Below are 21461 nucleotides of genomic sequence, written 5' to 3'. Positions count from 1 at the left end.
TACCTTCTGGAATGAATTATCATGTGTAAAACACCTATTTCTTGCATAATTATTCAAAAAGAAAGTTGGCCTTCACTTGAAAAAATTTAGCTTATTTACTTGGCTTTTATTTCTTCTCCCTTCTATAGCTGGTGTCATCCTTTTCATGATCCCGCTACCGATTGGTGGAGAAGTTAAAATTCCTATCGCATGGTTTGCGAGCCTATTATCAGGAGTACTTGAACCGATCGTGCATTGGGTCGCCCTTATCACTTTGTTTATTGCGGCTATTGGTTCTCTAGTTTTTTTGTTTATTCCAAAGAACAATTCGTTTATTAATAACCTATTTAAGGTTTCTATATTTTGGACAATCACCCGAGTAGTCGGTGCAGTTTTTTCTGTATTAATCATTTTCCAAATTGGTCCCGAGGTTATTTGGAGCGAAAATACGGGAGGACTTTTACTAGCACCTGATGGGCTGGTTTCCTTCCTGTTTACAATTTTCCTATTTGCAGGTCTATTACTGCCTCTTCTATTGAATTTTGGTTTATTAGAGTTTTTTGGGACGATGATGGTTAAAATTATGCGTCCATTATTTAAGCTTCCAGGACGCTCCGCTGTAGATGCACTTACTTCTTGGGTTGGAGATGGAACCATTGGTGTCTTGTTAACAAGCAGACAATATGAGGAAGGCTATTACACAAAAAAAGAAGCGGCTATTATTGGCTCCACTTTTTCAGTTGTTTCCATCACCTTCTGTATTGTCGTACTTGAACAAGTCGGGTTAGAAAAGTATTTCGCACCCTATTACTTAACTGTCCTGCTTTGTGGTGTGGTACTTGCATTTATAATGCCACGAATTTATCCATTAGCAGGCAAAGAAGAAGTTCATATAGACGGTCGCCCATTAGACCTAGAAGCAGAGAAATATCCAGAAAATTATAATGCTCTAACACATGGTTTAGAAAATGCGTTAAATACAGCTAATAAAAACCGTTCTGTTAAAAGATTTTTTTCAGATGGTATAAAGAATGTCATTGATATGTATATAGGTGTTGCTCCAGTCGTACTAGCATTTGGAACAATTGCATTGATGCTAGCTGAGTACACACCATTCTTTACGATATTAGGTAAACCATTTGAGCCACTGCTCCTGTTATTTGGAATACCAGAGGCTGCAGCAGCTGCACAAACAATGGTAGTTGGCTTTGCGGATATGTTCCTTCCTACTATTCTAGGTGCTTCAATTGAATCTGAGCTAACGAGATTCTTTATAGCAACTATGTCAGTTACTCAGTTGATTTACATGTCCGAAGTTGGTGGATTATTACTTGGCTCTAAAATTCCGGTTAACTTTAAAGACTTAATTGTAATTTTCTTATTGCGTACACTGATTTCATTCCCTATCATTGCGGTAGTCGCACATCTATTGTTTTAAAAGGAAAACGCTTGGAAAACTCCAAGCGTTTTTTTATTATCTGCTGGACACTTTAAGCGGTATTTCCTATGTTATATCAGATTTAACTCATACTGATAAAATTGAGAATCCTTAGTGTATCCACTTTTTTCATATAGTCTCTGTGCAGCATAATTGTCTATTGCTGTAGATAGACTAATGCTTTTTGCTCCTGTTTCAATAGCATAATCTTTTGCTTTTTGTAAGAGCATTTCTCCTACTCCTTTTTTTCTGGCTGTTTTGTCTACATATAAGTCATTTAAAATCCAAGTTCTTTTCATAGATACTGATGAAAATGTAGGATATAGTTGTGTAAAACCAACGTAGACTTCTCGATCTCTAACTACAAATATGACCGAATCTTCATTTACTAAACGTTTTTTTATGTAGGTTTTTGCACCTTCTATATCTGACTCCTGCTGATAAAATATGCGATAAAGATTAAATAAATTTGACATACCTTCTAAATCTTCAATGGTAGCTTGGAATATTTCCATACTTCTCTCTCCTTTATAATGGATGGGCAATATTACATGATAGTTCTAATTTTCAATTACAATTTCTCCCTCTCCTTTTGGTGTTTCGAAACCATTAAGGTAGGAAATTAAAACTTCTTCTGTAATCGGGAACGCATTGGCATCAAAACGTTTGTTTCGTATTTTAAGTCGTTCACGCAAATCATCAGGATGAACTTTTAAATAAATAAGTTTCCACTTACCGCCGTACTTTTCAATAAGCTTTTTATATTGTTCTCTTCTCACACGATTCCAAAAACTGAAGTCAATTACTACCTGTTGTTTGTCCTGAATTAATTTTATTAACTGATTTCGCAATTTTCTTTCTGCCTCTTTCTTGTACTCCTCAATCATTTCCATTGGAAAATCAATCCCGAACCGACCATTAGTAGCCCATATTTCTTCATCAATAGAAAGACGAAAAAAGCCTTCTTTTTCTAATCGTTGGGAGAATGTAGTTTTTCCAGAACCAGCCACACCACACATCATTACTACTAGAGGAGTGAGGTCATCTCGTTCACGATAAATTACGTCAAAATTAAACTTTTCAAACATCTGAATACTACCTCCAATTATTCAAAATAAATCTATCAAACAAGCTCTAATGCTCCGTTAGATTAGGAAAAAGAAAAGGGCGCTCTTCCAACACGACAGATACATTATATTTCTTGATAATTACTGTAACAAAAAGATTTAATTTTCAGATAAAATAATATATATTTGATTATTTTTCCACTAAAGGGAGAGAAGCTTTGTGCAAATCTTTATTTATATAACTTTAGCTACTATTATCATAGTTACCATTTCATCTACAATTCTTCGAAGAAAGAATTATAGAAAGTATGGGATACCTACTGCTTTTTTAATAGGAGTATCATTTGTAATCGCTGTCGTAAGCTTTTTCACATTGGATGGCTGGGAATCAATGGGGTTTTTCTTTATGTTTATTTGCATTACCATCGGTTCACTTATTGGCACAGGAATTTCAATGTTTTTAAACTAAAACGCCTGTTAGTTATCAACAATCACTCTCTTTTAATCGAACGTTCATTCGTGTATATTTAATACATACCAAATAAAGGAGAATAAATTATGAACTCTATTGATTTAATTCTTTTAAATTTCAACGAAGTACGAAGAAGAAGTGTTAAAGTTTGGACATCTATTCCCCAAGAAAAACTAAACTGGAAACCTGATGACGAAGCAATGACTTGTTTAGAGATGATTAGACATGTTCTAGAAAGTGAACATTATTACCATTTAGCTATCCAAAATCAAGGCAGCTTGGCAGTATTTGAATCCCCTTTTGATAAGCAACCCTTTTCTACCGTAAATGCGGAATTGAAATTTGCAGAACCATTTAGAAATCACTTTTTAGAAACTATTAAGTCATTTTCAGAAGAAGATTTATCAAGTATTAAAATTGATCGTTCTGATTCTGGTTACATAAGAAGTTTGGGTGACATGTTGCTAAGAGTCGCCTATCATGAATCTGTCCATACCGGCCAATTGCTGGATTACTTAAGAATGGCAGAGGTTCCAAGAGTACGTGTTTGGGATTAATTTATCTTAGAGGTGTATCACTTAAGTGATATGCCTTTTTTTAGATAATAAGTGACTTGAGCAATATGCGACTTAAAATATTCTCTTCTCCTATTCACCTATACTGCTTTATTTCAGTAAGAAAAAAAATTGTCTTAGCAAACCCTTGATCTTTATGTAGTCTAGTAAAAGGAAACCCTGTAGAATGGTTCCTCCCCTAATAATTTTTCTCGAATCAATGTAACTTATATTTTTAAAATAAATCTAATGCCCTCTCAATAATAAGTGTAGCTGTATTTTCATCAGGTGGCATCCATAGATTTGTAATTGGTCCATATACACATGGTTTAGTTCAACTTCATAACCACCTTCCAAAAAGGCCTCTTTTGTAGGCAAATATCCTAAATAACCGTTAGTGTAGCCACCAAAAAAGGCAAGCTCATCCGAAAGTTTTTCTTTGAATTCAATGGCCGTTTCTGAGAAAGGTTCCATTGGTATTCCAGTAAACGACCCTTCGTTAATTTGAGTTGACTGAATTTCTATATTGATAGTTAAATATGTCTCATTTCGTTTGCGTTTATCTAAAATGACAGAATGCCATCTATCGGTATTTACACCCCATTCTTTTTCAGCTAGTTTGGCCATTTTATGTATTTCTAAAGGTTCAGGTATTTCTTTCAATCTCATCAATAATGTAGTTGAGACTACCTTTAAAATTTTAATAGGTTCAAATTTTACTTTAGGAAGCATGGTTAACACGTAACCGCTTAAAGCTTGCGCCATTTTTTCCATATTCTCCAATGAACCACGATACATAGCATTAATATTCCCCGAAGCCCCTTGTACAACGATTACAGTACATTTTAATATATTTTCAAGGATTTCCCTTGTTAAGCCTGGATAATCTGCTGATAAGATATCACTATCTCCTTTTAATACATTCGGATGGGCTGTACAGAATATAATTAGTCCGGATAATTTCTTTGTTTTCTCGTTTCTTATCACTAAAAGACCAACTCTTTTATCAACTGGACCAATTGGATTTGTACCCATTATCACTTTACCGTCAGGAGTATTTTCCCTTCGATTAATTCCTAATTCACCAAGAGTTACATTCCAACCAATCTCTGATAGTTGTAAATTTTTATCGGCCAAAATCGCTGCTTTTACAGCGTTGCTCATTAATGTGTCTTTATAAATCTTAACTATTTTTTTTGTGCTTACTGTAGCGGGACCAGAATGCGTATGAGTATAAACTACTGTAATTTGTTCAGTAGGAATTTTCAACTTACTTGAAATTTGTTTACGGATAACTAAAGTGTCTTCAACTAACATTCCTATATTATCAATACTAATAAACACAGATTTAGTATTATTGTTTTCAAACACAAATGCAGTTACAAAGATATGTTCGTCAATATTACTAACTCCTGTCGGCCGATGGTATCCGATAAAATCAATACCCAAAGGAGGTGTAATATCTACCTTGTAAACTCCTGCTCTACTCAAATAGTTCTCTCCATTCTTTAGATTAACTTATCAAATTGTTCTTCAACAATCTGTTTCGTTAGTTTAATAAGAAACTCAGTACTGGTGGTAATAATAAGAGGCTAATTGAACTGAAAATAAGTACTCTAGAAACTATTTTCGGTAATTTTTTTCTACCTTTTCCTTTATACCATCCGCTAAATTGAAATTTATTTCTATAAAGTACAAAAATCAAAATAAGAATAGCTAAAGAACCTAGCCAGCTATATTTTTCAGCATAAGTGCCAATTCCGATATACATTCCTTTTAAAAAGTAACCTAAAATTGCACCTACAATAGCAAATATGAATATTACTCGTATTAACTCCAACAAGACTTTCATGTACTCTCCTAACTTTTTATTAAAAAATTTTAACATTTATATCACAAGCCACTTCATCATTTTACTAAAGAAAAAACAAGTCTCTACGATCTGAACTGTTAAGACGGTCTCCTAGTACAAAAAGGTATCCATCTGGCAGAGCAATTACACCTTAATTTTGTGCTAAGTAAGGTTCTTCGTAACTTTAACCTTTAATAAAAAGTTCATCGTTTTCATAAGTGATATTACTTTCACCCAGTCCAATAATTCATTTTTTCTTTATTTTTCCCAAATTCAATAGCTCTTTCTCTTATAGAATGATTCATTCAATTAACACCTTCGACATCGCGCTAATAATACCTGCTCGTTAAACTACATTGCTTCAAAAGTATTATAAGAAAAAAGAGCCGCCTAAGCAGCTCAACAATATCTTTCATTAAAGTAACCTTTAGTTTAACAAGACAATCGAATATATGGATATTTGTTCATTATAAAAAATAATGATGCTCCCTATAATAAACGTTGGGAAGGCTAGCAATATCCTGTTTTTTTTAATTATCCGCACTTCTTTTATTATCAATATTACGTGGTAGATTCCATTTAAAGTAGACGGATAATAACCTTAATATAACAATTATGATTAAGAGCGAATATGTGGCATAGGGACCGGTTATCCAATCTAAACCAATGGCAAGACCTGCTAGTACTGCCCATAAGGCATAAATTTCTGAACGAAAAATCATTGGTTTTCGACCAGCAAACACATCTCTTATAATTCCACCGCCTGCTCCTGTCATGGAAGCTGCTATGACTACTGCAATTAATGGGGCATCAATAGATACAGCATAATTTGCACCTTGAATGGCGAATGCCGCTAAACCAATGGCATCAAAAAACACGACCCAATTTTTCCAATTACTAATCCTTTTATTCGGTAATATATAAACTATGGTAATAGTAACAAATGCTATTTCAAATAAATTGCCTTGTAACCATATATTTTCAATTGGGATTCCAATTAATAAATTTCTAACAAGACCTCCTCCGAATGCTGTTGTAAACCCTAAAAAGTAAATACCGAATACATCATAATCCTCTTCTATTGCGACAAGTACACCACTTATCGCAAAAGCGATGGTACCAATGATGTTAAGAATATCCCAAGTCAAAGCGTCAAATTCTCCTTTCTAGATGTGACTGTATAATCGCAAAAGAGTCGTTCAAAAAATAAATTTTGAACGACCCAACTTTTTTATTCTTGCATACTACAAACGACTTGTCCGACGGCTTTTGCTGCAACTAAAAGAGAATCTTCATCGATATCAAATTTAGGATTATGGTTGAAATATGGCTTGTCTACGCCTTTTGGTGTACACCCGATATAAAAGAAACAAGCAGGGAACTTTTCTGCATAGTAAGCAAAATCTTCGGAAGGTGCCATTGGCGGAACTTCTTTTACTTCAGTGATTTCTTTTATATTCGCATTTTTAAGTGCTACAGCCACTTTTTCTGTAAGTTCAGGATTATTATACAAGGGCGGATAGTCTGGCGTATACGTAAGTGTACAAATTACACCAAACTCTTCCTCGAGTCCTTTGACAAGCCGTTTCACTTCACGTTCAATCGTTTCTTTCGTTTCAACAGTCATGTAACGGATATCACCTTCAAGCTCTACGCTATCTTTTATCACATTAAATGTACCAGCTCCATCAAATGATCCAATTGTAATTACTCCTATGTCAAATGGGCTTAATCGGCGGCTTATGATGGTTTGAACAGCGGTTACAAAATGAGCACCCGCAACAATTGCATCATTTGCTAAATGTGGAGAAGAACCATGCCCACCTTGGCCTTGTATTTTCAATTTCATGTAGGCCCTTCCATTAAAAGCATAGCCTTTATTGTAACCAACCATTCCAGCAGGAGCAATTGGCAGTAAGTGAATTCCATACACTTCATCTAAATCATCCAATAGTCCAGATTCTACTATACTTTTCGCTCCACCTGGTGGAACCTCTTCAGCATGCTGATGAATTATTTTAATAGTCCCGGATAGTTCTGATTTCAGTTGAATTAAACAATCTGCTAGAACTAACAAGTAAGCCGTATGACCATCATGTCCGCATGCATGCATGACACCTTCATTTTTCGACTTGAAAGGAACTGGCGTTTCTTCTACAATTGGAAGCGCATCAAAATCTGCCCGTAATCCAATTGTTTTTCCTGCTTTTCCTCCTACTATTGTTACAATAATTCCGTAACCATTTCCGACATTCGTTTGTACCTCGACGTTTTTCCCTTTGTAAAAGTCCACAATATACTGAGCCGTTTTTTCTTCTTTAAATGATAATTCCGGATGTTCATGTAAAAACCGACGAATTCGAATCATTTCATCTTTACGTTCATCCAACAACTTCATTAATTTTTCTCTCATATCTGACAAACTCCTTTATGAGGCTTCATTTTTACCTGCATTATTTGGAACCAAGAAGATAATTGATAACAATGCGATGACTGCGAAAATTACATTTGTAATAATACCTCCAGTCGCAGCTGCATCTACCCCGTTATTGCTAGCAATCATTGCATAAACAGTTGCTGAGATCGCAACCCCGAAAGCAGAACCAAGGGAGCTCGCCATTTTATAAATACCTGAAGCAGCTCCAATTTTATCGTCAGGTGCGTTTGATACTGCGGTATCAGTTGATGGTGTCGCATAGAGCCCTAAACCTAAACCAAACAGAGCGAATCCTATAAATACAACCACAGTATAAGTAAGATCCGGTAAGAATGTTAAGCCCATTATTCCAACGCCGATCAGCGTTAAAATCGAGCCCCAAAGCATAGGTTTTTTAGCACCAATCTTTTGAAGAATCTTTTCTCCGACACGAATCATAGCTAGTACGGCAATTAAATAACCGATTGAAAGCATACCAGATTGAAAAGATGTAAATCCTCTTCCTTCTTGTACATACGTATTAGCAACGACCAGCGTTCCGGCAACAGCGTTAAGCAAGAAGTTCGAAACGGTTGCCCCTGTATATGGTGCATTTTTAAATAACCCAAAATCGATTAACGCATTCGATTTACGACTTTCAATTTTCACAAAGATAATAGCTCCAATTATTGCAACTACTAACAAGATGATTGTAACCCAGTTTGTCCAACCTATTTCAGCACCTTGTGTAATGAAAACATTCAATGCCACCATCGTAATAATGAAAACAATTAAACCATTAACATCAAATTTCGTATTACCAGTTTGTTTAGCTTTACTTTCAGGCGTATCTTTAATTAACCAGAACCCTAGAATTGCGAAAATAATGGAGATGATGAAAATCCATTTCCATCCCATATATGTTGCAATAGCTCCTCCTAACAACGAACAAACACCAGAACCACCCCATGAGCCTATTGACCAGTAGCTTAGTGCACGTTGACGTTCAGCACCTTCAAAATAATCTTTCATTAATGCAATTGTTGCGGGCATAATACATGCTGCCGATAAACCTTGAATGACCCTACCAATAATGAGTAGTGTTGACCCATTAGCTAATACTAAACAAAGGGAACCAACAATACTTAATATAAGTCCGATATTCGTCATTTTCTTCCGTCCAATTTTATCAGCAAGACCACCAGCTGCAACGATAAAAATACCCGAGAATAGTGCAGTTAAACTAATTGCAACGTTTAATGTACCAGAAGAAACGCCTAAATCTTGTTGAACTGCGGGAACGACGTTAACCATCGATTGGGCAAAAAGCCAAAAAGTAATTACTCCAAACACAATCCCTGTAATTAATTTATCTGTACCTTTGTAGGATTTTTCCATAATTTTCACTCCTTTTTTTTAGTGTTTGTAGAACTACTAACTCTATACATAAACACTATTAAATGAATCTATTGAATCTCAGAAAGCTTTCCTTACGTATATTTTAGACTAGGAAACTCCTAGTACGCCTTGTCATTTATGCTCTTTTCATTGACTTCAAAGGATAATATTCTGACAGAACTTATTTATAGGTAAAAAATAGACGGTTCATTTTTTATCAAGAGAGAAAATGCAAACATAAAAAAATGCCACCAGTATAATTAAACACCGATGACTACTTATAATTTAAATGAAGGATTTATTGTACGTTTTGCGGATATCAAAAAAATGAATGGCGTTAATCGATAAGTATGAATAGAATGACCAATCTCCGAAAATTGACTCATCGAATATTTGCATAGATGGATGACTTAATCGATTAATATATTCAGTCACTTCTAAATCTACACCGTGTATACTACTTAAGTTTCCCCAGTTTTTATATAGAGCTCCATTATCTTTGTCGAATATATATTTACGAACCTGATATTCCCCATGTTCTAAATTAGAAATGGTTATTCGAATGTCTTTATTTAACTTTTTGAGAAAAGCATCTTCAATTGAAAAATAAGGGTTTATATTCGTACAGTTCATAAGCACTAACTGATAACCACCATCATATTGCGTCATGATATAATCTTCTCCTTGTGCAATAATGCTACCGGATAATTTCTCGGCAAAAGCCATTGCATGAAAAGCGGGACGCTTCCCCTTAAAAAAATGAAATAATTCCATTCCTTCTAATTGAATTCGATGATGTATATCACCAACCTCATGTAATTCGGTATTGATCCAGAATCCTAATGACTGGACATCTTTTGAAATTTCTAAAGCATTTTTCAAGACTAATGCACCTCTGAAAAATGTTCCATTTGTGTATCGTGTATTTCCTGATAACGTATTCCAGGTCATTAAATGAAGTGGCTTTTCAATGTGAAGCTGCTTCAAATAACTTTTCAATTTAGTTGTTTTATCTTTAATATAATCTTTAGCGAATAAAAATCGATCATTTCTACTTTCTTCAAAATCAATCGCTTCGTTTTGATTTGCACTGTAGCTGATGAAGTCTATATAACCTCTATCCTGTAATAAATATGCGTGATGAACACTCGTCCCTTCTTTTTCCGTTGAAAACGGTATATACATGCCCACTTGGATCTTCGGAACATTTTTTTTCAGTGTATGATAGAGCTTTTCATAAATTCGTTTTAGTTCTTTTCCCTCACCCCTGAATAATAAGATTCGTAGTAAAGAATATGCCACTTACTCACGTAAGACTCGCCATATGCTAACAAACAATGATGTAAAAAGCCGTTTAATTTTGTGAAATATGCCTCTTCATCCGTTGATATATCTTGATAATCTACACGACTAAATATGGACAGATCATGCTTTTTTAAAAAGTTAATGGCGAGATCTGCTGTAAAATATGGAGACGAAGTCGCTATAAGTTCGTCCGTTTCGACAGTTGGAAGAAATGTAGTATTACCAACTAAGTTTCGAATACCTATGAAATTGAGATGTAGTTCATCTTTTACCGACAGGACTTGTTCTCGAACATCTTCTCTTAAAATTTCTTTTAACTCACGAATAATCAAAACATAATCTGGTCTATAAATTTTTTCATTAGTAGAAATAGTTGCATCTAAATGTAGTTCTTCGTAACGGGTTTCCGTATTGCTATACGTATTATTTTTCTCTGATAGTAATGAACCTATCTTCAGAAAAATATCCTTGGTATTATTCAATGTTTCTACATCTTCCATTTGTGTGACCTCTATAGTTCCCACTTGCTCTTCTACATGATTTTCTCGGTATGCTTTAGGCGTTTCTCCATATACTTCTTTAAAAAATTTTGTAAAAGACTTTGTATTTGGAAAACCATTCTTCATTGCAATATGAGAAATTGTATCTGTTGTGTAGAGCAAGTCTTTTACACTGTGTTTCAATCGAATATTCATAAGAAAACGACTGAATCCCATCCCCATAACCTTCTTAAAATAGCGTGATAAGTACCCTGGAGACATAAATGTTTTATGAGCCATTTCCTCTAAAGTAATAGATTCTTGAAAATGCTTCCCCAAATAATCGACGATTTGTATAAGCCGTTCATCTTCCGTATTTATCTTTTCAAACACACTTCCTTCTTCCTTAAAACGGCGAATTACTATTAATAGAATTTCACTTACAAGACGTTGCATTTCAATAGCATAGATTTCGTCATTTCTATAATAGGTAATCACCATTTCACCAAAAAATGTCCTAAGCTGATCGAGTAAAACTTCTCTTCCCATATCGATATCACCTGAAAAACATTCAAAACGCCGATTGCGATATTCTCCATAAAATTGATCCATATATGTATCTGAAATTGTAAACCGAAGAACGCTATTTTGTTTATTTCCTTGCATTTCAAAAAGCTCATTTCGGTTAATGATGAGCAAATCCTTATCTTTAAGCTGGTAAATCCGATTTCTTGTTTCAATCTTAAGTTCCCCATCGATTACTAGAACAAACTCAATTCCACGATTCAATGAAGGTGCTACATAACCGATTCTCTGTATTCGAAGATAGAAGTCCCTTTGTCGTTCATCCAAAATACATCACCTCAATCTCTTTTCGTTCTTACTTAAACTCAAATAATAGCGTTAATCCTATTTTTAGCACTTTTAATAGTTTCAATTGATATCTCCCTTATTATATATCTTATAATCAAAAATTTTGCACTATAGGGGAATACATCGAAATAACATAAGGAACTCCAAGCTAGAAACAGTCAGTAGCAGCTTACCATTCCGTCTAACCCATTTTCATATATACATTTAATATGTGCTATTCATTGAATTATAGCCTAAACAAACCTTCGTCATTCCAAGTGATATAACCATAGGCTATAAAGAAATAATTCACTATTTTAATAAGAGAATAAAATAAAAATAGGGTGGCAAAATTGCCACCCGCAAGAATTTATTTTAATACACGATTGAGAAAACTAAATACTTCTTTTAGGTTTTCCTCTGAATTAAAAGGTTCCCCTCCGTGAACTGCGCCTTCCAACAGTGTAAGCTCTACCTTCTCATCACCTAAAACATCTGTTAGTTTTTCAGAGAAATCAATGGACTGTTGCGTTGGCACGTTCGGATCAGCCGTTCCGTGTTGGATAAAAAAGGCTGGATCATTTTTTGTAATGTAAGTTTCCGGGTTCGCTTTTTCTACTTCCTCTATATTTTCGGTAATATTTCCTCCGATGTACTTGCTTTCCGGAGAATCATCTGAGCTTCGTTCTCCTATTTTTGGAGTGATTCCGGATTCCGTAAACTGCTCATCCAGTTTCATAAAGTCAATTTGTCCATACCAATCAACGACAGCTTGTACTTCAGATGAATATTCCATATTTTCAGTATTTTGACCATTTAAAGAGTCGTCATCTCCACTCGTACCGACTAGTGCCGCTAAATTTCCGCCCGCACTGCCTCCCCATGCCACAACCTTTTCAGAGTCCAAGTTGTATTCTTCCGCATTAGCTTTAACATAACGAATTGCAGCTTTTATATCACTAATCGCTGCAGGAAATATCGCTTCACCTGAAAGTCTATAGTTGACCGCTACAACTGCATACCCGTGATTGACACCTTCAATCATGGCAGTCAGGTCCGTCCCTGTTTTATCTCCCTGCATGAATCCACCCCCGTGGATTGCGATGATTACTGGAAACGGTCCTTCGCCTTCATTTGGAAAATAAATGTCCAGCTTTTGCGTTTCCGATTGGCTGCCGTATTTTACATCTAATTGTTTGTTCTTAATGAAAGAGGTATCAATTGCCTCAGCAACCTGTTGTTTCGTTTCTGCTTGCTGAGTTGTTTCCGTTTCTTCACTATTTTTTGGAGCCGTTTCTTTGGAACTGCTTGATGAACACCCAGCTAATAATCCCATTGCTAGGGACATTGATAAAATTGTTGATATAGATTTTTTCATTTGTGCTTCACTCCTAATTGTTTTGTATGTTCTTTCTATAAATTGATCATAACAAAACATTGTGGCACAAAAATGGCAGAAAAACGAGGTAAAATGAACGTTTTTCTGCCAAAAATTTTATGCTTTTTTTAAGGTGATAGTAAATGTGGTTCCTGCATTAGCCTGACTTTTCACACTGATTTTCTCCCCAAGCTGTTCCATGATTTCGAGCGCAATGGACAGCCCGAGGCCACTGCCTGTACTTGTATGCGATAAGTCTTCCTTGTTAAACCGCTCGAATATGTGCGGAAGAACTTCCTTAGAAATACCTGGGCCATTGTCCATTATCATGATTTCCGCTTTACGAGCTGTCGTTTTGGCGTCGATAGTCACTTTGCCATTTTCCGGAGTGAACTTAAACGCGTTATCGAGCAAAATGGTAAGCACTTGTGTGATACGATCTTCATTTGAATAGGTTGCGGGCAAACTTTTCGCACGTTCTGTAATTTGAAATTGAAGATCCATGTCGTCTGCTAAAATAGCAAATGGCTCTGAAACTTTCGCTATGATTTCTTTTGTATTCACGATTGATTTAGTATATGCCGTTTTTTTGTATTGCAGCCTCGATAATTCAAGCAAATCCGAGATGAGTTTTTCTAAGCGAACACTTTCTCTCAAGATGATGCTGTAGTATTGGTCGATTTTTTCCTGATCTTTGACAACATGGTCCGACAGTGTCTCTGTCAAAGCTTTGATAGATGCAAGCGGTGTTTTCAGTTCATGGCTAATATTGGCGACATAGTCTTTGCGCATTTGTTCAAGGTGATTTTTCTCTTTGATAAACAACGCAAGAAAAACCAGAATGATGATTGTTCCAATAGCCAGAGTTACGAAGAATACAAGGTAAAAACCATTAAGCGCTGCTTGATAAGCGCGTGCCTCTTTTAATAAATAGATACAACCTGTCACTTTGTTGTCCTGAACCAATGGTTGCCCGATTATAATTGCTTGCGCAGAATACCCCGGTACTTCCTGGATTTCAACTACGGTTTTGCCACTGATAATTTTTGGCAAATACGAGGTTAATTCCTTGTTTACTTTCGCATCAGAAGAAAATCTTGAGATTGGTTCATCGTTGTAAACATTGATTTCCATTCCATGGACATCATAAGCCTTAATTAAATAATCATCGGTTTTTCTTATATTTTCACCATCCGCAACCTCTTCTCCGATCAACGTGAGGGGCGGCTGGAGTTCTTCAATTTTTGATTGGGTAAAGTAATGTTTGATTGCAAAAGCCCCTAACAGCTGACCAGAAATAAATATCAATAGGATGACAAATGCAATCCACAGCTTACTTGAAAATAACCGCTTCATACAAATAACTCAAATTTATAACCGACACCGTAGACGGACTTTATGGAAAACTCGGGAGAAGCTTTAGCGATTTTTTGACGGATTCGTTTGATTAGCGTATCGACTGCACGCGTGTCTCCGATATAATCATATCCCCAAACTTTGTACAGTAATTCCTCACGGTTGACCACTTTCCCTGTGTTTTTGACTAGAAAGGTCAAAAACTCCACCTCTTTTGCAGTAAATTCAATTTCCTGATTATTGATCAGAACTTCATATCCATCAATATCAATGGACAGATTTCCTGCTTTTAAATAGTGGGTATTTTCTTTTTTTGGTTGCACCCTTTTTAATATCGTTTTGATCCTTACTACTATCTCTCGTGGAGAAAAGGGCTTTGTTATATAGTCATCGGCACCAATTTCAAGTCCGACAATCCGATCCACTTCTTCGCTTCTAGCGCTAAGCATAAGAATAGGAATATCGCTAGTTTTGCGTATCTCCTTACATACTTCGGTCCCAAAAAGACCGGGCATCATGATATCAAGTACCACTAGATCAAAATTGTTTTCTTTTAGGAGTTTGAGTGACATCTCTCCATCGTAAGCAGACACACTATTCATACCTTCAGCTTGTAAATAAGCATTAATACTTTCATGAACAGCGACATTATCGTCACAGATTAATATGGTTATGTTATGATCCATTACGGTAAATCCCTTCAATCTCTAAAGTTCATTTGTTTTGTTATTTTAATAGTTTTTTCGAACTCTATATTTTCACATATTAAATAAAAAAGCAATTCGAATAGCTTTTTGACCATAACTCCTCTTCTGTATACTTTCATTGAATAACTCTTTGTTGCGCAAATATTAAAGCGAACCATCAATTGAAAAAAAGCAACGATAAAAGTGTACAATGAACTTTTACCGTTGCTTTTTTAATTGTTTTAATTTTAGATTTACACTAGCTTAATCTGTTCCTAAAGGCGTAATATTCTAAACGCTAACAATAAAGTTGTTTAATTAAATACGCGACTCTTAAAGTTCCTGTTGCGTTAGTTTAAGTACAATATTTCCTAAAATTTGTTAACTTTTATTATGTAAAATAATTAGTCAATTATTAAAACAAGTTTACCATTTCCTATACCTTTTGATAGCTGATCAAAGGCCTGCGATGCTTGCTGAAGTGGCAAAGTAGTACCAATAATCGGACGTAATGCTCCACTATTTAACATTCCAATTACACCATGAATGCTTTGTTCATATTCATCTTTCGGTGCATTCCAAAGAGCCGTTGCTAAAATATCACATTCCTTTTGCATTGCAAGACGTGGATTTATTTCTATAGAACCACGATTTCCGATGATTACAATCTTGCCAAATGGTGCAATAAGCTTTAAATCTGTTTCTAAATTAATATTTGCTAAAAACTCAATAATTACGTCTGGTCCATTGCCATCTGTTAAGGCTAGCACATCTTCAATCGTTGCTTCAGTCACATGATCAATGACGATATCTGCACCAGCTTGCTTAACCATTTTTTTACCTTTAGGCTTACTTGCTGTCCCAATCACTTTAGCACCGTGAGATTTTGCCATTTGGACAGCCTGTAATCCTACCCCACCACTGGCTCCATGAATAAAAACAGTTTGACCTGGTCTCAGACAGGCACGTTGAAATAATGCACGATATGCAGTTAACGCAGGTACCCCTAATGCTGCACCTTGTTCAAAAGATACATGGTCTGGTAACAAATGAACCAACGTTTCATCACACACCATCTTTTGTGCAAATGTCCCGGTACTATTACTTCTCAGTAAAGAAGCAATAAATACACGGTCACCAACTCGAATATTTGTGACTTCTTCTCCAATCGCCTCTACAACCCCTGCACCGTCTAAGCCAGGAGTATAAGGCAATTGCGGTACACAAAACGCATATGTACCTGTTAATGTATAGGTATCACTCGAATTAACTCCCGCAGCGTATAAACGAATACATACGTCTTTTTTTCCTACTACTACATCCTCAACGTCTGTGTATGCTAACTTCTCAGGTCCACCAAAATTTGTAACTTGAATTGCTTTCATGTTGTCAACCTCCTCTCATTTATTATATACAGAAAATTATTAATTTACAGTTTTTATATAACAATTCATACTGATCGCCAAATCTCTTTTTGTTTAACTTGAGCACACGTTAGCAACCATGCCAAAATCAGAAAATTACCAAATACTGCCGCAAGGAAAAGTAAAATTATAAATATAACGTAAATTGATAATCTATTGATTTCTTGTAATCCTTCGAATTAGCCACACGGTTATCCGAAAAGTACATTTTTAACTTTGCGTGTTTCAAAAACATTCCCCCTTAAATTAAGCACGAATATAATCAAGCATTAACTTCAAATTAGTTTTCTCTTATTGAACCAACCTGTTGCTATAAGTTCAAAAAAAAATTAAAATTTCCTAAGAGACCTGTAACTAAGACCCAATGTTAAAAAACATCAAAAAAAACCTAATCTATCGAAACTTATCCACCTCAAAAAAATGTATTTAACTCCCTTTATTGAATATTCTGTATTTTTAGGTATAATTAAGGAAATTAATATGGAGAAAGGTGATGTAAATGAAAAAACTATTAAGCATATCATTGTTTTTAATAGGATTAGTGTTTGTGTTCTTTTCATTTTCTACAAATTCTTTTGCAGACGAGAACGATAAAAGTTACGTAGATGGCCAAGTTATATCTGCTTCAGACACTTTAGACGACTCATATTTAACAAGGAACGATATAGGTTACAAAGATGGGCAAATTATAGCTGTTTCAGAGGACAACACCATTGAAGTATTTTATTCCAACTTCTCCGATATACAAGAGACCCATTATTATGAAGAATTCGGTGATATGAGTTTAATCCAAGCTGTAAGATCTTTAAATGGTTGGTTTGCTACGTTCGCTATTGAATAAAACTACTAAGTGAAATTTATCCCAAGCTCACCTATTTGGTGGATTTTTACTAAATGAAGTGATGGAAGTGCCAAAGAGTGAAATAAGAACTTACTATGTTCCGATATCTATTTTGATCCAATGTCTTATTATCCTTTAATTAGATTGAACTTAAAGAAGATTAAACCTTCTTAAAATAACTACTTTTTATTTCTTTAGCATTCTGAACTAAAAAAATGCTCTCCGCATCTAAATATGCAGGGAGCATTTTATTTTTATTAGTGTGGTAAAAACAATAATTGAAATGCAAATAGGATAGCAAATATATATAGCATCGGATGTACTTTTTTTGCTTCACCTTTAACTATTTTCAAAATAGGGTAAATGATAAACCCAAAAGCAATTCCAGTTGCAATGCTTGAAGTAAGAGGCATGATCAAGATGATTAAGAAAGCAGGGAATGCTTCGTCAAATTTACTCCATTCAATTTCTTTTACAGAACCAATCATCAATGTACCAACAATAATTAGGGTTGGAGAGGTAATCGCCGCAACACCAGATATGGCACCTACTAAAGGTCCAAAGAAAGAAGCAACTATGAATAAAACAGCAACGGTTAAACTAGTTAAACCTGTACGGCCACCAACAGCAACACCAGATGAAGACTCAACAAATGCTGTTGTCGGACTAGTTCCAAACATAGACCCAACAGTCGTCGCAACTGAGTCAGCCAGTAATGCTTGACGAGCACGAGGTAATTTTTCGTCTTTCATCAAACCAGCTTGTTTAGCAACACCAACCATAGTACCTGTAGTATCAAAGAGTGTAACTAAAATGAATGAGAATACTACTCCGTATAAACCATAAGAAATAACTTGGCTAATTGCTTCAATTGGATTCCAAATTAAAATACCTTCTGGTAAATGAGGCAGAGCTACCACTTTATCAATATGTAGTTGATTTGTTAACACAGCTAGGATACCAGTAATAACCATACCAATAAATAATGCACCATTTATATTACGTACCATTAAAATAACAGTGATTAATAAACCAAATAAAGTTAAGAGAACACCAGGGGAAGTTAAATCACCTAGCATCACTAAGTTACTATCACTTGCCACAACTACTTTAGCCATTCGTAAGCCTAGAAAGGCAATAAATAACCCAATACCTGCAGTAATTGCATGTTTTAAATTTTTCGGAATTGCCGTTATTAACTTTTCTCTCAAAGGTGTTAAAGATAAAAGAATAAAAATTATACCTGCTACGAAAACAGCAGCAAAAGCTGTTAAATAATCAATTTTTCCGTCTGACGCTAACACGACAGCGTAAGTGAAATATGCATTCAATCCCATACCAGGAGCAATTGCGATTGGATAATTGGCGCAAAGCGACATCCATAATGTACCGATAACAGCAGAAATAATAGTTGCCATAAACACTTGATCAAGTGGTACACCTGCATCCGATAAAATAATCGGATTTACAACAACGATATATACCATTGTGAGAAATGTGGTCATTCCAGCAATAAGTTCAGTCTTTACATTCGTACTATGCTCCTTCAAACGAAACATTTTATTACCTTCTTCCTTAAACACGAACATTTTTAATAACATTAAATATATTATTCGTTTTTTAGATAAAATACAACCCTTTTACTCAAAGTCATTATTCTCAAAATTCTCCGTTTACATTCACTTTAAGAATTAAGTAGTACGCAAATTTATATTAATTGTTATAAAAAAAAAAGCAGGTCCTTTATAAGGAGCCTGCCGTTTTTTTATTCTTTAGCGTTAGTAACATATCCTTCGTCATTGCGTCTAAATCGTATTTATACGTAAAGCCCCACTCTTCTTTTGCTGCAGTCGCATCAATGTTGTCTGGCCAGCTATCAGCAATTGCTTGGCGAACTGGGTCTACTTCATAATTCATCTTAAAGGAAGGTATTTCCTTGCGGATAGATGCAGCAATTTGTTCCGGTTCAAAGCTCATTGCCGTTACATTAAATGCATTACGATGAATTAGCTTAGTCGGATCTGCCTCCATTAAATCAACAATCGCTTGAAGCGCATCCGGCATATACATCATATCCATATATGTTCCTTTTGCTATATAGGACGTGTAAGCGCCATCCTCTAATGCTTTATAGTAAATGTCAACTGCATAGTCAGTTGTTCCACCCCCTGGTAATGTCTCATTGGAGATCAATCCAGGAAAACGAACTCCTCTTGTATCCACGCCGAATTTTTGAAAGTAGTAATCACATAGCAATTCTCCTGATACTTTGTTTACTCCATACATAGTAGTTGGACGCTGCAATGTATCCTGGGGTGTGTTTTTCTTAGGAGTAGAAGGTCCGAAAGCACCAATAGAGCTGGGAGTAAAGAATTGCATCCCTAATTCACGTGAAGCCTCCAATGCATTTACTAATCCACCCATATTTAAATTCCACGCCAATAGCGGCTTCGCTTCTGCTGTTGCAGAAAGTAATGCAGCCATATGAATCATGGTGTCCGCTTGAAAATTCTTCGCAAGCTGATGCATTTTCTCTCCATCCGTCACATCTAAAAGGTCAAATGGACCATTTTCTGTTACTGGCGATGATATATGTCTAATGTCTGTTGCCAAAATATTGTCTGAACCATATTCTTTTCGTAGTTTCGCAACTAGTTCCGAACCAATTTGTCCTAAAGCTCCGGTAACCATAATTTTCTTCATATTTATTTCTCCCTTTCAAAAACAATTGTATTTTTAGAAAGTACATTATATCAATAAAACACCTTGATATCACTGCGTTTATCAAGTAATAATTATATCGTGTTCATTCGTGAAATACAACCATATCCGATTTCATTTTTTGATATAATAGTTTAATTAGGAGGTTTTTATGAAAATATTAAAATATGCACTCATTTTTTTGCTAGGGGTAATATTGACTATGGTTATGACTTTTTTCAATTTACCTTTTTGGTTAATTTATTTGGTAGTAGTAGCCGTATATTTACTTTTAATAGTTGTACCTCAAATGTATACGGTTTATAAATCAAAAAATTTGAAAAAGATAGAGCAATATCTAGAAAAGAATAAGCGAAAGCCGATATTTGCTTACCCGCTAGCTTTGAAAACTGGCGATCGAGAACAGATCATACGCTCCTTAGAGGAAATTTTGATAAGGCACAAACAGCCCTATATGCAGGAAGTATATAAAACCATATTGGCACTTTTTGAAAACAACGCCTCTAAATTCGAGCACCTAGCTAAACAAATAAGCAAAGAACCATTAAGAACCTATTATTTAGCATATGTAGAAGCTCTTAAAGGAGACTTTGATGAGGCTCATACACTGAAGGTTCAACTCCCAAAAGGTTGGATGCAGCATGCAATCGAAGCTGTCATCGCAAAAGAGCAAGGCAACAACGACCTCTATGAACAAGAAGCGAACAAAAGCATTGAGCTTGCAACAGGCGTCCAAAAATATAGCCTTTATTATTCTTTTCAGAAAGAGATAAATAATTTGAAATGAGTGGACCAATTATTCTTGGAACCCGGCAGTAAGATCATTCGATTTCAATATAAAAGCCCACTACGGTGGGCTTTTTACTATTAACTAATATCATTTATATTTTTAACGATAATTCGTGGCATTAGGGGACTCTTTCCATCCATTTACGAGCGTTTTCCACTGTTTTAGGAGACATTTCCCCATTTTTAGGGGCGCAACCACCACTTAGGAGACGATTTCCAGCGTTTAGGAGACACTTCTCATCCATTTATGAGCGATTCCCACCCTTTTAGGAGACATTTCTCCATATTTAGGAGCGTACCCACCACTTAGGAGACAATTTCTAGCATTTAGGAGACACTTCCCATCGTTTACGAGCGCTTTCCACCGTTTTAGGAGACATTTCTCCATATTTAGGGGCGCCATCTTACTTTAGGAGACTCTTTCTAGCATTTAGGAGACACTTCCCATCGTTTA

The 21461-nt window shown here is 35.4% G+C and carries 19 protein-coding genes and 1 pseudogene; 5 read left to right on the top strand and 15 right to left on the bottom strand.

Going from position 1 to position 21461, the window contains the following annotated elements; genetic code table 11:
* Positions 1-76 precede the first annotated feature (76 nt).
* Complete coding sequence (locus tag ACQKNZ_RS02845; protein WP_144539815.1) at positions 77-1417, top strand: YjiH family protein; 1341 nt, start codon at positions 77-79, stop codon at positions 1415-1417.
* 71 nt (positions 1418-1488) lie between these two features.
* Here ACQKNZ_RS02845 and ACQKNZ_RS02840 read toward each other — a convergent pair whose 3' ends face one another.
* Entirely contained in the window at positions 1489-1932 is a 444-nt protein-coding gene (locus tag ACQKNZ_RS02840) for a GNAT family N-acetyltransferase (RefSeq protein WP_144539817.1), read from the bottom strand.
* 45 nt (positions 1933-1977) lie between these two features.
* The gene (locus ACQKNZ_RS02835; RefSeq protein ID WP_427658040.1) at positions 1978-2505 is read right to left on the bottom strand and encodes an AAA family ATPase; all 528 of its coding nucleotides are present in this window, start codon (positions 2503-2505) and stop codon (positions 1978-1980) included.
* A gap of 199 nt (positions 2506-2704) precedes the next feature.
* On the opposite strand from ACQKNZ_RS02835, the gene ACQKNZ_RS02830 reads away from it, so the two are divergent.
* Positions 2705-2953, top strand: a complete 249-nt coding sequence (locus tag ACQKNZ_RS02830; RefSeq protein ID WP_427658038.1) for a YesK family protein — start codon at positions 2705-2707, stop codon at positions 2951-2953.
* Between the two features lie 89 nt (positions 2954-3042).
* On the top strand, positions 3043-3513 hold the full coding sequence (locus ACQKNZ_RS02825; protein ID WP_154311542.1) for a DinB family protein: 471 nt from the start codon (positions 3043-3045) through the stop codon (positions 3511-3513).
* A 232-nt stretch (positions 3514-3745) separates the two neighbouring features.
* Here the strand turns inward: ACQKNZ_RS02825 and ACQKNZ_RS02820 are convergent.
* From ACQKNZ_RS02820 to ACQKNZ_RS02770, 11 genes and pseudogenes are all read right to left on the bottom strand, one after another.
* A pseudogene (locus ACQKNZ_RS02820) lies at positions 3746-5001 on the bottom strand (neutral/alkaline non-lysosomal ceramidase N-terminal domain-containing protein).
* A 58-nt stretch (positions 5002-5059) separates the two neighbouring features.
* The gene (locus ACQKNZ_RS02815) at positions 5060-5362 is read right to left on the bottom strand and encodes a hypothetical protein (RefSeq protein ID WP_154311544.1); all 303 of its coding nucleotides are present in this window, start codon (positions 5360-5362) and stop codon (positions 5060-5062) included.
* 530 nt (positions 5363-5892) lie between these two features.
* Positions 5893-6510: a trimeric intracellular cation channel family protein gene (locus tag ACQKNZ_RS02810; protein ID WP_427658035.1), complete on the bottom strand. Its 618-nt coding sequence runs from the start codon at positions 6508-6510 to the stop codon at positions 5893-5895.
* Positions 6511-6593: 83 nt separating this feature from the next.
* The gene (locus ACQKNZ_RS02805; protein WP_427658033.1) at positions 6594-7775 is read right to left on the bottom strand and encodes an amidohydrolase; all 1182 of its coding nucleotides are present in this window, start codon (positions 7773-7775) and stop codon (positions 6594-6596) included.
* A 15-nt stretch (positions 7776-7790) separates the two neighbouring features.
* On the bottom strand, positions 7791-9179 hold the full coding sequence (locus ACQKNZ_RS02800; RefSeq protein WP_427658899.1) for an MFS transporter: 1389 nt from the start codon (positions 9177-9179) through the stop codon (positions 7791-7793).
* 282 nt (positions 9180-9461) lie between these two features.
* The gene (locus ACQKNZ_RS02795) at positions 9462-10361 is read right to left on the bottom strand and encodes a hypothetical protein (protein WP_427658031.1); all 900 of its coding nucleotides are present in this window, start codon (positions 10359-10361) and stop codon (positions 9462-9464) included.
* Positions 10362-10423: 62 nt separating this feature from the next.
* Complete coding sequence (locus ACQKNZ_RS02790; protein WP_427658029.1) at positions 10424-11812, bottom strand: helix-turn-helix transcriptional regulator; 1389 nt, start codon at positions 11810-11812, stop codon at positions 10424-10426.
* A gap of 370 nt (positions 11813-12182) precedes the next feature.
* Positions 12183-13190 (bottom strand): alpha/beta hydrolase fold domain-containing protein, encoded by a 1008-nt coding sequence (locus tag ACQKNZ_RS02785; protein ID WP_427658027.1) that lies wholly within the window; start codon positions 13188-13190, stop codon positions 12183-12185.
* 117 nt (positions 13191-13307) lie between these two features.
* Positions 13308-14546: a sensor histidine kinase gene (locus ACQKNZ_RS02780; protein WP_427658025.1), complete on the bottom strand. Its 1239-nt coding sequence runs from the start codon at positions 14544-14546 to the stop codon at positions 13308-13310.
* On the bottom strand, positions 14543-15232 hold the full coding sequence (locus ACQKNZ_RS02775) for a response regulator transcription factor (RefSeq protein ID WP_427658023.1): 690 nt from the start codon (positions 15230-15232) through the stop codon (positions 14543-14545). The genes ACQKNZ_RS02780 and ACQKNZ_RS02775 overlap by 4 nt, the downstream gene beginning before the upstream one ends.
* A gap of 404 nt (positions 15233-15636) precedes the next feature.
* Entirely contained in the window at positions 15637-16617 is a 981-nt protein-coding gene (locus ACQKNZ_RS02770; RefSeq protein ID WP_340844110.1) for an NADPH:quinone reductase, read from the bottom strand.
* Positions 16618-17155: 538 nt separating this feature from the next.
* Between ACQKNZ_RS02770 and ACQKNZ_RS02765 the strand changes: the two genes are divergently transcribed.
* A complete protein-coding gene (locus ACQKNZ_RS02765) occupies positions 17156-17497 on the top strand; it encodes a hypothetical protein (RefSeq protein ID WP_427658021.1) in 342 nt (113 codons plus the stop codon).
* A gap of 257 nt (positions 17498-17754) precedes the next feature.
* Here the strand turns inward: ACQKNZ_RS02765 and ACQKNZ_RS02760 are convergent, their stop codons facing one another.
* Both ACQKNZ_RS02760 and ACQKNZ_RS02755 read right to left on the bottom strand, forming a co-directional pair.
* The gene (locus ACQKNZ_RS02760) at positions 17755-19056 is read right to left on the bottom strand and encodes an NCS2 family permease (RefSeq protein ID WP_427658019.1); all 1302 of its coding nucleotides are present in this window, start codon (positions 19054-19056) and stop codon (positions 17755-17757) included.
* A 184-nt stretch (positions 19057-19240) separates the two neighbouring features.
* Complete coding sequence (locus tag ACQKNZ_RS02755) at positions 19241-20200, bottom strand: L-threonine 3-dehydrogenase (RefSeq protein ID WP_427658017.1); 960 nt, start codon at positions 20198-20200, stop codon at positions 19241-19243.
* A 169-nt stretch (positions 20201-20369) separates the two neighbouring features.
* Here ACQKNZ_RS02755 and ACQKNZ_RS02750 point away from each other — a divergent pair, with 169 nt between their 5' ends.
* Positions 20370-21005 carry a hypothetical protein gene (locus ACQKNZ_RS02750; RefSeq protein WP_427658015.1) on the top strand — a complete coding sequence of 212 codons (636 nt, stop codon included), beginning with the start codon at positions 20370-20372 and terminating at the stop codon, positions 21003-21005.
* Positions 21006-21461 lie beyond the last annotated feature (456 nt).

This window comes from Psychrobacillus sp. NPDC093200 (assembly GCF_050280345.1).
Classification (GTDB): domain Bacteria; phylum Bacillota; class Bacilli; order Bacillales_A; family Planococcaceae; genus Psychrobacillus; species Psychrobacillus faecigallinarum.
Note: the sequence above shows the minus strand (reverse complement) of the source record. Positions and strands in the feature narration are given on the sequence as shown.

Bases quoted from the DNA above. Each gene is read 5' to 3' on its own strand.
- ACQKNZ_RS02840 (WP_144539817.1), bottom strand. From the start codon at position 1,932: ATGGAAATATTCCAAGCTACCATTGAAGATTTAGAAGGTATGTCAAAT.
- ACQKNZ_RS02835 (WP_427658040.1), bottom strand. From the start codon at position 2,505: ATGTTTGAAAAGTTTAATTTTGACGTAATTTATCGTGAACGAGATGAC.
- ACQKNZ_RS02825 (WP_154311542.1), top strand. From the start codon at position 3,043: ATGAACTCTATTGATTTAATTCTTTTAAATTTCAACGAAGTACGAAGA.
- ACQKNZ_RS02815 (WP_154311544.1), bottom strand. From the start codon at position 5,362: ATGAAAGTCTTGTTGGAGTTAATACGAGTAATATTCATATTTGCTATT.
- ACQKNZ_RS02805 (WP_427658033.1), bottom strand. From the start codon at position 7,775: ATGAGAGAAAAATTAATGAAGTTGTTGGATGAACGTAAAGATGAAATG.
- ACQKNZ_RS02795 (WP_427658031.1), bottom strand. From the start codon at position 10,361: ATGTATATACCGTTTTCAACGGAAAAAGAAGGGACGAGTGTTCATCAC.
- ACQKNZ_RS02785 (WP_427658027.1), bottom strand. From the start codon at position 13,190: ATGAAAAAATCTATATCAACAATTTTATCAATGTCCCTAGCAATGGGA.
- ACQKNZ_RS02780 (WP_427658025.1), bottom strand. From the start codon at position 14,546: ATGAAGCGGTTATTTTCAAGTAAGCTGTGGATTGCATTTGTCATCCTA.
- ACQKNZ_RS02775 (WP_427658023.1), bottom strand. From the start codon at position 15,232: ATGGATCATAACATAACCATATTAATCTGTGACGATAATGTCGCTGTT.
- ACQKNZ_RS02770 (WP_340844110.1), bottom strand. From the start codon at position 16,617: ATGAAAGCAATTCAAGTTACAAATTTTGGTGGACCTGAGAAGTTAGCA.
- ACQKNZ_RS02765 (WP_427658021.1), top strand. From the start codon at position 17,156: ATGAAAAAACTATTAAGCATATCATTGTTTTTAATAGGATTAGTGTTT.
- ACQKNZ_RS02760 (WP_427658019.1), bottom strand. From the start codon at position 19,056: ATGTTTCGTTTGAAGGAGCATAGTACGAATGTAAAGACTGAACTTATT.
- ACQKNZ_RS02755 (WP_427658017.1), bottom strand. From the start codon at position 20,200: ATGAAGAAAATTATGGTTACCGGAGCTTTAGGACAAATTGGTTCGGAA.
- ACQKNZ_RS02750 (WP_427658015.1), top strand. From the start codon at position 20,370: ATGAAAATATTAAAATATGCACTCATTTTTTTGCTAGGGGTAATATTG.